The sequence below is a fragment of the Pseudomonas asgharzadehiana genome, from assembly GCF_019139815.1.
GTDB classification, from domain to species: domain Bacteria; phylum Pseudomonadota; class Gammaproteobacteria; order Pseudomonadales; family Pseudomonadaceae; genus Aquipseudomonas; species Aquipseudomonas asgharzadehiana.
Genome location: NZ_CP077079.1, coordinates 1,543,118 through 1,555,296 on the forward strand (window position 1 = coordinate 1,543,118; position 12,179 = coordinate 1,555,296).

General features: G+C 62.2%; 11 protein-coding genes. 2 read left to right on the forward strand and 9 right to left on the reverse strand.

The features are described 5' to 3' along the window. Positions 1 to 193: 193 nt before the first annotated feature. From KSS96_RS07070 to plsB, 3 genes are read right to left on the reverse strand one after another with little or no spacing between them, the layout of a single operon-like run. A complete protein-coding gene (locus KSS96_RS07070) occupies positions 194 to 883 on the reverse strand; it encodes a DUF4197 domain-containing protein (protein ID WP_017529716.1) in 690 nt (229 codons plus the stop codon). 22 nt (positions 884 to 905) lie between these two features. After that, positions 906 to 1,307 carry a YbaY family lipoprotein gene (locus KSS96_RS07075; protein WP_065877168.1) on the reverse strand — a complete coding sequence of 134 codons (402 nt, stop codon included), beginning with the start codon at positions 1,305 to 1,307 and terminating at the stop codon, positions 906 to 908. 50 nt (positions 1,308 to 1,357) lie between these two features. Next, positions 1,358 to 3,862 (reverse strand): glycerol-3-phosphate 1-O-acyltransferase PlsB, encoded by a 2,505-nt coding sequence (gene plsB / locus KSS96_RS07080; protein WP_116078334.1) that lies wholly within the window; start codon positions 3,860 to 3,862, stop codon positions 1,358 to 1,360. A gap of 185 nt (positions 3,863 to 4,047) precedes the next feature. Between plsB and KSS96_RS07085 the strand changes: the two genes are divergently transcribed. Beyond that, positions 4,048 to 4,257 (forward strand): cold shock domain-containing protein, encoded by a 210-nt coding sequence (locus KSS96_RS07085; RefSeq protein WP_017529713.1) that lies wholly within the window; start codon positions 4,048 to 4,050, stop codon positions 4,255 to 4,257. A 145-nt stretch (positions 4,258 to 4,402) separates the two neighbouring features. On the opposite strand, the gene KSS96_RS07090 is transcribed toward KSS96_RS07085, so the two are convergent. The 4 genes from KSS96_RS07090 to KSS96_RS07105 form a co-directional block, all read right to left on the reverse strand. Next, entirely contained in the window at positions 4,403 to 4,780 is a 378-nt protein-coding gene (locus KSS96_RS07090) for a hypothetical protein (RefSeq protein WP_017529712.1), read from the reverse strand. A gap of 54 nt (positions 4,781 to 4,834) precedes the next feature. Beyond that, a complete protein-coding gene (locus KSS96_RS07095; protein WP_065877165.1) occupies positions 4,835 to 5,644 on the reverse strand; it encodes a putative RNA methyltransferase in 810 nt (269 codons plus the stop codon). Next, positions 5,644 to 6,795, reverse strand: coding sequence for a succinyl-diaminopimelate desuccinylase (gene dapE / locus KSS96_RS07100; protein ID WP_017529710.1), 1,152 nt, complete (start codon positions 6,793 to 6,795; stop codon positions 5,644 to 5,646). Before dapE ends, KSS96_RS07095 begins: the two co-directional genes overlap by 1 nt. A gap of 112 nt (positions 6,796 to 6,907) precedes the next feature. Then, positions 6,908 to 9,499 carry a glycosyltransferase gene (locus KSS96_RS07105; RefSeq protein WP_217855940.1) on the reverse strand — a complete coding sequence of 864 codons (2,592 nt, stop codon included), beginning with the start codon at positions 9,497 to 9,499 and terminating at the stop codon, positions 6,908 to 6,910. Positions 9,500 to 9,716: 217 nt separating this feature from the next. Here KSS96_RS07105 and tcdA point away from each other — a divergent pair, with 217 nt between their 5' ends. After that, positions 9,717 to 10,526: a tRNA cyclic N6-threonylcarbamoyladenosine(37) synthase TcdA gene (tcdA, locus tag KSS96_RS07110; protein WP_065877359.1), complete on the forward strand. Its 810-nt coding sequence runs from the start codon at positions 9,717 to 9,719 to the stop codon at positions 10,524 to 10,526. Between the two features lie 3 nt (positions 10,527 to 10,529). On the opposite strand, the gene KSS96_RS07115 is transcribed toward tcdA, so the two are convergent. Both KSS96_RS07115 and KSS96_RS07120 read right to left on the reverse strand, forming a co-directional pair. Then, complete coding sequence (locus KSS96_RS07115; RefSeq protein WP_065877163.1) at positions 10,530 to 10,943, reverse strand: SufE family protein; 414 nt, start codon at positions 10,941 to 10,943, stop codon at positions 10,530 to 10,532. Beyond that, complete coding sequence (locus KSS96_RS07120; protein ID WP_068937595.1) at positions 10,940 to 12,145, reverse strand: aminotransferase class V-fold PLP-dependent enzyme; 1,206 nt, start codon at positions 12,143 to 12,145, stop codon at positions 10,940 to 10,942. Before KSS96_RS07120 ends, KSS96_RS07115 begins: the two co-directional genes overlap by 4 nt. Between the last annotated feature and the right edge of the window lie 34 nt (positions 12,146 to 12,179).

A 12,179-nucleotide genomic window follows, 5' to 3' on the forward strand; every position in this document is an offset into this window, starting at 1 on the left:
CCCGGCCAGGTTATGGGCGGCCGCACCCCACGCGTCCCGCTTGTGCCACACCGCATCACCCGCATACGCACCCGATCAGCCATCCTCAATTGCCGAGCCGGCCGTTGTTTGCGTTGTTTAACCGCTAAGCGTCAGGCGTAAGACCACTGCGCCCAGTTTCGCAGGAAGCGGCCTGGGCGCAGTGAGGAAGGGGTTACAGCGCGCCGAACACCTTCTTCGCCAGGCTGGTGGCCGCCGCCGCCGGATTCTTGCGAATGGTTTCTTCCTGTTCGGCAATCATCTTGAACAAACCGTCCAGCGCCTGCTCGGTCACGTAGTTTTCGACGTTGGCGCTCTTGGCATCCACTGCGCCGAATGCCGCCGCCTTGCCTGCCAGGGCGTTGTACTGCTGAGCCACGCCGACCTTGTCGGTGGCGGCCTTGACGATGGGCAGGAACTTGGCGCGAATCTCTTCGCGGCTGGTTTTATTCAGGTACTGGGTTGCCGAGTCCTGGCCACCGCTGAGGATGCCCTTGGCGTCGGTGACGCTCATTTTTTTCACGGCATTGACCAGGATCGGCTGAGCCTGGGTCACTGCTGTTTCCGCCGCTTTGTTCATGCTGGTTTCCAGTTGCGTGACCTGGTCACCCATACCGAACATTTTCAGCTTGTCGGCGACTTTGCCCAACTTGCCGGGCAGGCCGATCTTGACCTCGGGGTTGTTGCTGAAGCCGCCGGGTGTGCCCAGTTGTTTCACGGCGATCTGTGCGCCTTGGGTGAGGGCATCCTTGAGGCCGCCGCTGGCGTCGCCTTGGGACAGGCTGCCAAGGTCCAGGGCCATGGCGTTGGCACCGAGCAGCAGGCCGGCACACAGGGCGGTAAGGCGAAGGGAGTTACGGAGCATGGGCGCTTCCTTATGATCGAATTCAGTGGGCCACGGCATCGACGCGCAGGCGCAGAGGTTGTGGGTCCTGGCCGTTGAGCTGAACAGCGTGCCGTTCGGTAGTGGTAAACAGTAGCTTGCCGTCCAGTTCGATGCGAGCGCTCACCGAATAAGTGTGGCCGGGCTTGACCTGCGCCGGGTCGTAGCTCAGGTGAAACGGCAGGGGCACCTGGCCTTTGACCGGGCCTTTCTGTTCGGCGAGGGTCACGGCCGGCGCGTCCATCAGGGATACGTCTTGCAGGCTGACGCTCAAGGTCGCGGCCGCAGGAAGAGCGATGCGTTGCAGGTAGAACACCTCGCCGTCGAGGCTTGCCTGGGGGGAGTGGTGCACGGATTGGCAGGCTCCAAGCAGGGCGGTAAGGCCCAGCAGGATAATTTTTTTCATGGTGCGGCTCCTTTCAATGGCGCCTGCATCCAACGGGCGCCTGTTTAAATCTAGCGGGTTTCTTGCGCCTCGACTGACGCTTCGGCTGCGCCGTCCACACGGTGCAGGGCCACTTGGCGGATCGACAGGCGAATGTCGGCCGGCAACACGCGTTTGGCGGCGCCTTCGGCCAGTTCGCCGAGCAATGCGTGGTAGCTCAACTTGCCGGCTTCGTCGCGGCGCAGCACATCCTGCTCCAGCAACGTCTGAATAAAATGTCGGAAAAGGCTCTTATCGAAGAACTCCGGAGCATTGAGGCCATGCAGGATCGACAGGCGCTGGGCCATGATCGTGCACAGGTCCTCCAGTTCTTCGGCGCTGATACTGTTCTGGCCGCTGTTGAGCAGCAGCGAAATCGCCATGTAGAAGCGTTGCAGGGTCTGGGCGATGCTCTTGGACAGCAGCGTCAGCAACACGAAGTGCCGCGAACTCGGCGCCGGGCGCAGGTACACGTCTTTTTCGAAGCGCAGCAGGCCCTGTTCGACAAACGCTTGCAGCCACTGGTCGATGACCGCGTCGAGCTCTTCCAGCGACCAGCGAATAAACAGCTCCGATTGCAGGTACGGGTACAGCGCGTGGGTATAGCGCAGGATCTGCTCGCGGTTCATGCGCGAACTGCTCTGGAAGAAACTCGCCAGCAACGCCGGCAGGGCGAAGATGTGCAGCACGTTGTTGCGGTAGTAGGTCATCAGGACGGCGTTCTGCTCGTCCAGGTACAGGATCTTGCCCAGGGCGTCGCTCTGTTCCGACAGCAGGTTCATGTCCTTGACGTGCTTGATCAGCGCCAGGCCATCGCCTTCCGGCAGGGTGGTGTGCGGCGAATAAGGCACGCGGCGCAACAGCGCCAGGTACAGGTCCAACTGGCGGGCCATGGCCTGTTCGTCCAGGGCCAGGCGCGTGGTCGACAGCAGGGCCAGGGCCACCAGGTTCACCGGGTTCACCGCTGCGGCTTCGTTCAAGTGGCGGGCCACTTGTTCGCCGAGGCGGTTGGTGGTTTCGTTGAGCCAGGCCGGTTTGTAGTTCGGGCCCAGCTCCTGGGCGCGCCAGTCGGGTTGTTCGTTGTCGAGAAACTCAGCCAGCTTGATCGGCTCGCCGAAGTTGACCGCCACCTGGCCGAAACGCTGCTTGAGCGCGCCGACCACTTTGAAGATGTCGAAGATCGATTCTTTCTTCTTGCTCGCACCGCGCAACTCACCGAGGTAAGTACGGCCTTCCAGTACGCGTTCATAGCCGATATACACCGGCACGAACACAATCGGCATGCGCGAGGAGCGCAGGAAACTGCGCAGGGTAATCGCCAGCATCCCGGTTTTCGGCTGCAGCATGCGGCCGGTGCGCGAACGCCCGCCTTCCACGAAGTACTCCACCGGGAAGCCCTTGGTGAACAACGTGTGCAGGTATTCGTTGAACACCGAGGTGTACAGCGGGTTGCCCTTGAAGGTGCGGCGCATGAAAAACGCACCGCCACGGCGCAGCAGGCTGCCGATTACCGGCATGTTCAGGTTGATGCCGGCCGCGATATGCGGCGGCGTCAGGCCATTTTTGAACAGCAGGTACGACAGCAGCAGGTAGTCGATATGGCTGCGGTGGCAGGGTACGTAGATCACCTCATAGCCCTGGGCAACCTTTTGCACACCTTCGATGTTATTGACCTTGATGCCGTCGTAGATCTTGTTCCAGAACCAGCTCAGCACCACCTCCAAAAAGCGGATCGCGGTGTAGGTGTAATCCGAGGCGATTTCGTTGCCATAGCGCAGGGCCTGGGCCTTGGCTTTTTCCGGGCTGATTTTTTCGCGCTCGGCTTCATCAAGAATGGCCTGGCGCACCAGCGGCATATTCACCAGGCCCTTCACCAGGTTGCGGCGATGGGACAGGTCGGGGCCGATCACGGCGGTCTTCAGGTTACGAAAGTGCACACGCAGTATGCGTTGGGCCATGCGCACGGTGCGTTCGTGCCCTTTATTGTGCTCGATCAACTCACGCAGGTTGATAGGCGCAGAGAATTGCACACGGGTCTTGCGACCCAGGATCAGGATGCTTAACAAGCGGCGTAGACGGCCGGTGACGGCCCAGCTGTCGGCAAACAGCAGTTTCCACGGGCTGGACTCGCTCGCCGGGGTCTGCCCCCAGAACACACTGACCGGAATGATTTGTGCATTCTCTTCGGCGTGTTCGCTCAGGGTGTTGACCAGGCGGGTCAGGGTCGGCGGCGCGCCGCGCTTGTCCTGGCGGCCGAGCCAGTCGGGTTCCGGCGTGAGGTAGAAGAACGCTGCCGGTTCCATCAGCGGGCCTACCGATACCGGCAGCACCGGGCGCGGCAAGCCGGCCTTGGTGCACTCGGCATCGACCACGGCCAGCTCGGTGAGGGAGGGCGATTGCAGGACGTAAAACACCGGCCGGCTGCGGTCCAGGTTAAGGGTAAGGGACGACTGGTTGATCGTCTCCGAGCGAACCCAGAGGTACAACAGTCGGCGCAAGGTGCCAAATACCAGACGGCGGAACGGGGAGCGGGTCATAGGCGAGCTGCTTGAAGTGGAAAAAACCGAGCGGGCGCTCGGGCGGGTAGTGTGCCGTATTCGCCGAAAATCGGCAAAAAAGCAGCGATGTAAACTTGAGTTGATCGTTTTTGAGCCTGTCTTATACTCGGCAGTTCAACGCGAACCGGCTCAACAATAAAAAAACCGAAGGGGGAGTGAGACAAATGGCAACGCGCGAAACCGGGAATGTGAAGTGGTTCAACGATGCAAAAGGCTATGGGTTCATTCAGCGTGAAGACGGCAAGGATGTGTTCGTGCATTACCGCGCCATTCGCGGGGACGGGCATCGCTCGTTGGCCGAAGGCCAGCAGGTGGAATACGCCGTGGTGAGCGGTGAGAAGGGCTTGCAGGCCGAGGATGTGGTCGGTTTGTAATGCGGGCTTTTGTTACACCGCAGAACCCATGTGGGAGGGGGCTTGCTCCCGATGGCTGAGTGTCAGTCACTGAATACATTGACTGACCCACCGCCATCGGGAGCAAGCCCCCTTCCACATTTTTGATTGGGTGTTCAGCTTAAGATCAGGCGGTTTTCCAGGTGATCTGCTCTTCACCGTCTGCGCTGATGCGAATCCAGATGTCAGCGCTTTCCTCGCCTTCTTCCTCAATCCACGTGCCCGGTGCACAACGCACTTCGACGTTCAGCGCGGCAAAGGCCGCCCGGGCGCAGGCGATGTCGTCGTCCCACGGGGTCTGGTCGCTTTCCAGATACAGGCTGTTCCATTTGCCGACGGCCTTGGGCAGCCAGGTTACCGGCACATTGCCGGCCTTGCATTTGTAGGTCTGGCCCTTCTGGACCCAGTCGGTGCATGGGCCGAGGGCGGCGCCGAGCCAGGCGGCGATGGCCTTGTGGTCGACGTCAGCGTCCTTCAGGTAAATCTCGATATCGGGTTGGCGCATGGATGTTCCTCGTTGCGGGATTCGAAAATCCATTCGCGGATGTAGAAAAGTCGGTTATTGAAGCACGAAATAGTCGTAGCGCATCGACACGGTGACCAGCAGCGGCTCGGCAGCCTCGATCACCTCGCTACGGCGCTCGGCGCTGGCACGCCAGCCGTGGGGCGTCATGGCCAGCAGGTTGGCGCGGTCCTGGGGTTCATCCAGGCGCAGAGTGAATTCCAGGGTCTCGCTGTGCGCCAGGCTCATACCCTCGGGCACTAGGGCCAGGTGCTTGTCGTCGGTGTACTCGCGCACTTCGTCGTACAGGCGCTCGCGCAATTGCATCAGATGGCCGCGGGTGGGGCCGACCTTCATCAAGCCGCCGCCAGGGCTGAGCAGGCGCTTGGCTTCCTGCCAGTCCAGCGGGCTGAACACACTGGCAAGGAACTGGCAGCTGGCATCGGCCAACGGCACGCGGGCCATGCTGGCGATCAACCAGGTCAGCGCCGGGTTGCGCTTGCAGGCGCGCTTGACCGCTTCCTTGGAAATATCCAGCGCGTAACCGTCGGCCTGGGGCAGGGCGTCGGCGATTTGCGCCGTGTAGTAACCCTCGCCACAGCCGATGTCGACCCAGCGCTGCGGCGCGCGTTCGGCGGCCAATTGCGCCAGGCGCCTGGCCACCGGGGCGTAGTGCCCGGCGTTGAGGAAGTCGCGGCGCGCCTCGACCATGGCCAGGTTGTCGCCCGGATCGCGGCTGTTCTTGTGCTGCACCGGCAACAGGTTCAGGTAACCCTGGCGCGCGCGGTCGAAACGGTGCCCGGCCGGGCACGCCACGCCATTGTCCACCGCGTTGAGCGGGGCGCTGCAAATGGGGCAAGCGAGCATCAGGCGAGCAACTTGATCAGGGTCTGGTAGTAGATTTCGGTCAGCACATCGAGGTCGCTGGCGAGAATGCGCTCGTTGACCTGATGAATCGTCGCGTTGACCGGGCCCAACTCGACCACTTGGGTTCCGAGGGTGGCGATGAAACGCCCGTCCGAGGTGCCGCCGCTGGTGGACGCCTGGGTCTCGCGCCCGGTGATCGCCTTGATGCTGGCGGAGACGGCATCGAGCAACGCGCCCGGTTCGGTGAGAAACGGCAGGCCCGACAGCGCCCATTCCACGTGCCAGTCCAGGCCATGCTTGTCGAGGATCTGCGCGACGCGCTGTTGCAGGCCTTCGACGGTGGATTCGGTGGAGAAGCGGAAGTTGAACACCGCCGTCAGGTCGCCGGGAATCACGTTGGTGGCCCCGGTGCCGGAGTTGAGGTTGGAGATCTGGAAGCTGGTCGGCGGGAAGAACCTGTTGCCGTCGTCCCAATGCTCCGCGGCCAATTCGGCCAGGGCCGGCGCGGCCAGGTGGATCGGGTTTTTCGCCAGGTGCGGGTAGGCCACGTGGCCTTGTACACCGCGCACGGTCAGGGTGGCGCCGAGTGAGCCACGGCGGCCGTTCTTGACCACGTCGCCCACCAGGGTAGTGCTCGACGGTTCGCCGACGATGCACCAGTCCAGGCGCTCTTTGCGCGCGGCCAGGCGTTCGATGACCGCTTTGGTGCCGTGGTGCGCCGGGCCTTCTTCATCGCTGGTGATCAGGAAGGCGACCGAGCCCTTGTGGTCCGGGTAGTCGGTGACGAAACGCTCGGCAGCCACCAGCATGGCCGCCAGGCTGCCTTTCATGTCGGCGGCGCCACGCCCGCAGAGCATGCCGTTTTCGTCGATCAGCGCGTCGAACGGATCGTTCTGCCAGGCCTGCACCGGGCCGGTCGGTACCACGTCGGTGTGGCCGGCAAAGCACAGCACCGGGCCTTCGTGCTTGCCGTGGGTGGCCCAGAAGTTATCCACCTCGAAGATGCGCATCGGCTCCAGCGCAAAACCAGCGTCGCCCAGGCGCTGCATCATCAGCTTCTGGCAATCGGCGTCGATCGGCGTGACCGACGGGCGACGGATCAGGTCGATGGCAAGTTGAAGGGTCGGCGAAAGGTCGGCATGGGCCGTCATGGGGGAAACTCCGGAAAGCGTATTTGGGAGAGCCGGGCGGGCGCACAAAAGGGCCGTTATCTTATAGCAAAACGGCGGCCAAGGGCCGCCGTTTAGTGCATTGCGCAAGTTTTTACACCGCGCTTGCAGGCTCCACTGCGGCCGCCGGTTTGGGCAGCGACGACAGGAACGCCATGATCAACGCCGCCACATACGGCAGCGATTGCACCAGCAGCATCACCACCCAGAAGCGCATGTCATTGCTCGGCAGGCCCTGCACCAGGTAGATCCCCAGCGCCGCGCCCCACAACAGCAGCATGATGAACATCTCTTCGCGGGCTTCGGAAATAGCCACCCAGAAGCCGTGGTTATCCGCGTTTTTCGGTGTACGAAAGAACGGAATACTGCTGGTGAAGAAGCCATACAGCACCGCCTTGGCGATGGTGTGGGACAACGCCAAGCCGGCCAGGGCCGCGCAGAACGCGTCCTTGAGGTTTACGCCTACCGCACGGCGGTACAGGAAGATGATCTTGCCCACCTTGAACACGAACAACGCCAGGGGCGGGATCGCGAAAATCAGCAGCGGCGGGTCGACCCGCGTCGGCACGATGATCATCGCCGCCGACCACAACAGCGCACCGACGGTAAAGAAGATGTTCATGCCATCCGCCACCCACGGCAACCAGCCCGCGAGGAAGTGGTAGCGCTGGCCACGGGTCAGCTCGGTGTCCTTGCCGCGCAAGAGGCTGGCGGTGTGACGCTTGATGATTTGGATCGCGCCGTAGGCCCAGCGGAAACGCTGTTTCTTGAAGTCGATAAAGGTGTCCGGCATCAGGCCTTTGCCGTAGCTGTCGTGGTAATACGCGGCCGACAGGCCTTTCTCGAATACGCGCAGGCCCAATTCGGCGTCTTCACAGATGCACCAGTCGGCCCAGCCCAGTTCTTCGAGCACCGAACGACGGGTCATGGTCATGGTGCCGTGCTGGATGATCGCGTCGCGGTCGTTACGGGTGACCATGCCGATATGGAAGAAGCCTTTGTATTCCGCGTAGCAGAGCTTCTTGAAGGTGCTTTCGTTCTGGTCGCGGTAATCCTGCGGCGACTGCACCACGGCGATTTTCGGGTCGGCGAAGTGCGGCACCATGTGCTTGAGCCAGTTTGGCGACACGCAGTAGTCCGAGTCGATCACTGCGATCACTTCGGCATCCTTGGCCGTGTGCGGGATCAGGTAGTTCAGTGCGCCGCCCTTGAAACCGGCCAGCGGGGCGACGTGGAAGAACTTGAAGCGCGGGCCCAGGGTTTCGCAGTAGTCGCGCACCGGTTCCCAAACGGCAGGGTCCTTGGTGTTGTTGTCGATGATCAGGACTTCGTAGTCCGGGTAATCGAGGGCGGCCAGGGCATCGAGGGTCTGTTTGACCATTTCCGGCGGTTCGTTGTAGCACGGCACGTGGATCGACACTTTCGGGCGGTAGTGCGAATCCCCTTCAACCGGCAGGAATTCACGCCGACGCTTGTGGGTCCACACCGCTTCGGCCAGTTCGTGGGCTTCGGTGAGCAGCACGATAAATACGCCCAGGGCGCCGAGCGCCAGGAGGATACCCACGGTGACGCTGAACCAGGTGCTGTATTGCTGACTGTAGTCGTAGCCGATCCACACCAGCACCGAACCGCACAGGAACGCAATAAACGTCAGGAAGGTACGGCCACGTTGGCGCAGGGCCGAGCCGTCGATCATCAGCAACGTCAGGGACAGCAGCGCGAGCACCACCGAGCCGATGGCCAGCACGCGCCATTGCGGGATCGCGACCACAGGCCCTTCAAAGTTGAATTTCTGCTGGCGCGCAGCGTTGAACACCCCCCAATAGGCGCCTGCCGAACCTTCGTCGCTGACTTTCCACGGCTGATCGAAGGCCTCGATCACGAAGTAGTTGTAGCCCTGGCGATTAAGCTTGTTCACCAGGGTGCGTAGGTAAATCGCCTGGTCTGCGGGGGACGTTTCGTTGCCACCGCGCATGCGTCCGTTACTCGGCCAGCCCACTTCCGACAGCAGCAACGGCTTTTTCGGGAACAGTTTCTTCAGGTCCTTGGCACGGTCAAGTACGTACTGGCCGGCCTTGTCCATCGGGATGAACTCCCAGAACGGCAGGATGTGCGCGGCGATCAGGTCGACGTGCTTGGCCAGTTGCGGGTTTTTTTCCCAGATGTGCCATTGCTCGGAGGTGGTCACCGGTACTTTCACGGCGGCGCGCACGCGGTCCAGCAGCACGATCAGTGCCTCTGGGGTGATCTCTTCACGGAACAGCGCTTCGTTACCCACCACCACTCGTACGACGCTGCGCGAGGTGTTGGCGATCTCGATGGCGCGCTGGATCTCGCGTTCGTTGCGTTCCAGGTCCGGGCTGATCCAGATCCCGAGGGTCACGCGCAGGCCGAACTCTTCCGCCAGCTTGGGGATGTCCCCCAGGGTGCCGTCGACCGAATAGGTGCGGATGTTGTCCGTCAGCTTGCTCATGATCGCAAGGTCCTGACGCATCTGCTCATCGGTGGGGTACTGGTTTTTCTGCGGGTACTGGCCTTGCTGGAACGGCGAGTAGGAAAACCCCGAGATCTGCTCAGGCCAGTTGGGAGCGGTGACCGGGCGGTTGATCAGCGCCCAGAAGCCGGTGAACAGCGCGGCAATTGCCAGCACCACCACCAGGTTGAGTCCAAATTTACGCGATGCCATGGTTATGTCGGGTTCCAAAAGGTGTGGAACGAAAAGAGGTGCCGGCCTGCGCCGAACGGCGCGCATCCTACACCGGCCTTTCCCCGAGCGTACAGCAGACAGAGAAAAGCCGGACGTTAGTCAGCGAAAGACCATCTAAGTTCTTTACTTGTAGCTTGTCGTTTCGAACTTGTCGCTGCGTAGTCCATAATGCGCGCCGGTTTTTGGGGTAATGGTCATGAGTACAGAAGATCCGCGGTTTGCAGGCGTCGCCCGCTTGTATGGCATTGAAGGCCTGGAGCGCTTGAAAGCGGCCCACGTGGCGATCGTCGGTGTCGGCGGCGTAGGCTCCTGGGCAGCCGAGGCCATGGCCCGTTGCGGGGTGGGTGAAATTTCGCTGTTTGACCTCGATGACGTCTGCGTGAGCAACAGCAACCGCCAGTTGCACGCGCTGGACAGCACCGTGGGCAAGCCCAAGGTCGAGGTGATGGCCGAGCGCCTGCGCGGCATCAACCCGGACTGCACGGTGCATGCGGTGGCGGATTTCGTGACCCGCGACACCATGGCCGAGTACATCACCCCAAACATCGATTGCGTGATCGACTGCATCGACGCCGTTAACGCTAAGGCCGCGCTGATTGCCTGGTGCAAGCGTCGCAAGATCCAGATCATCACCACCGGCGGCGCCGGCGGGCAAATCGACCCGACGCTGATCCAGGTGTGCGACCTGAACCGCACCTTCAACGACCCGCTGGCTTCGAAAGTGCGCTCTACGTTGCGCCGCGACTATGGTTTCTCCCGCACCGTGACCCGCCATTACAGCGTGCCGTGCGTGTTTTCCACCGAGCAACTGCGCTATCCCAAGCCGGACGGCAGTATCTGTCTGCAGAAGAGTTTTGTCGGCGACGGGGTGAAGCTGGACTGCGCCGGGGGCTTTGGCGCGGTGATGATGGTCACTGCCACCTTCGGCATGGTGGCGGCCACCAAGGCGGTGGACAAGATTGTCGCCGGGGTGCGCCGGCCTTCAGAGCGGGTCAAGCCCGCCTGAATGTCAGTGTGGCGAGTGGCTGAGTTCGCGCATGCGCTGCAGGACGGCATTCAAGCCATTGCTGCGCGACGGCGACAGTTGGCGTGAAAGCCCCAGTTGGTTGAACCAGTCAGGCAAATCCACCGCCTGCAACTCAGCCGCCGACAACCCATTAACCCGCGCCAGCAATAACGCCACCAGCCCCCGGATCATTCGCGCATCACTGCTGGCGGCAAACTGCCAATGGCCGTCGTGCAAGCGCCCTACCAACCACACCAGGCTTTCGCAGCCCTGCACCAGGTTGGCATCGACCTTCTCTTCATCGGCCAAGGCGGGCAGACGCTCGCCCCATTGCATCAGCAGGCGCGCACGTTGTTCCCAACTGCCGACTGACTGGAATGCCGCCAGCGCCGCGACTGCGTCGATTGGCACGCTCATCGCAACATATCCAGCGCCTGGTCCAGTGCGTCAAAGAAGCGCTCCAAGTCGTCTGAATCGTTGTACAGCGCCAGGGATACACGGATCGCTCCTGACAAATGCAGCGCTTTGAACAGCGGCATTGCACAGTGATGGCCGGCACGCACGGCGATGCCTTGTTCGGTCAGCAGGTGCGCAAGGTCGGCGTTATGCACGCCTTCTACCACAAAGCTGACCAACGCCACCTGCGGCGCGCCCAGCACGTGCACGCCATTGCGCGCTTTCAAGCCGCGTAAGAGGTAGTCGTGCAGGGCGGCTTCGTGGGCCACGACGGCCTGCTGGTCCAGTGAACTCAGGTAATCGAGGCTCGCGCCCAAGCCGATCACGCTGGCGATCGGCGGCGTGCCGGCTTCGAAGCCCAGCGGCGCGGGGCGAAAGCTCGCGCTGTGGTAGTCGGCCTGTTGCACCATCTCGCCGCCGAATTGCCAGTGACGCAGATGATGCAGGGCTTCGTTGCGGCCATACAGCACGCCGACGCCGTCGGGGCCGTAGAGCTTGTGGCTGGAAAACACATAAAAGTCGCAGCCCAGCGCCTGCACATCGTGGCGGCCATGGACGATACCCTGGGCCCCGTCGATCACGCTCAGGGCGCCGTGGGCCTTGACGCGCGCGAGCAGGGCTTCCAGCGGTTGCCAGGCGCCGAGTACGTTAGAGAGCTGGCTCACCGCCAGCAGGCGCGTACGTGGGCCGATCAGCTCGGCGGCGGCATGCAGGTCGATCACGCCGTCATCGCCCAGTGGCAACACCACCAGTTGCAGCGCGCGGCGTTTGGCCAGTTGCTGCCAGGGCAGCAGGTTGGCGTGGTGTTCCAGGGCGCTGATCACAATCTCATCGCCCGCATTGAATAAGTGCTCAAGGCCGTAAGCCAAGAGGTTCAGCGCAGAGGTCGCGCCGTGAGTAAACACGATTTGCCCGGTGTCGCCTGCATTCAGCCACTGCGCAACCTTGCTGCGACTGTCCTCGAAGGCCTGGGTGGCATGAGCCCCAGGCAAATGCTGGGCACGGTGCACATTGGCTGCGCCATTGGCGTAGTAATGGCTGATGGCATCCAGCAGGGCTTGGGGTTTTTGCGTGGTGGCGGCGTTATCCAGATAGGTCTGGTCTTGCCGTTGCAGGGTGGCGATGGCCGGGAAATCGGCGCGCCAGGGGGAGGGCACAAGCATGGTGGTCAAGACTCGTATAAACGGGCCGCCCCGG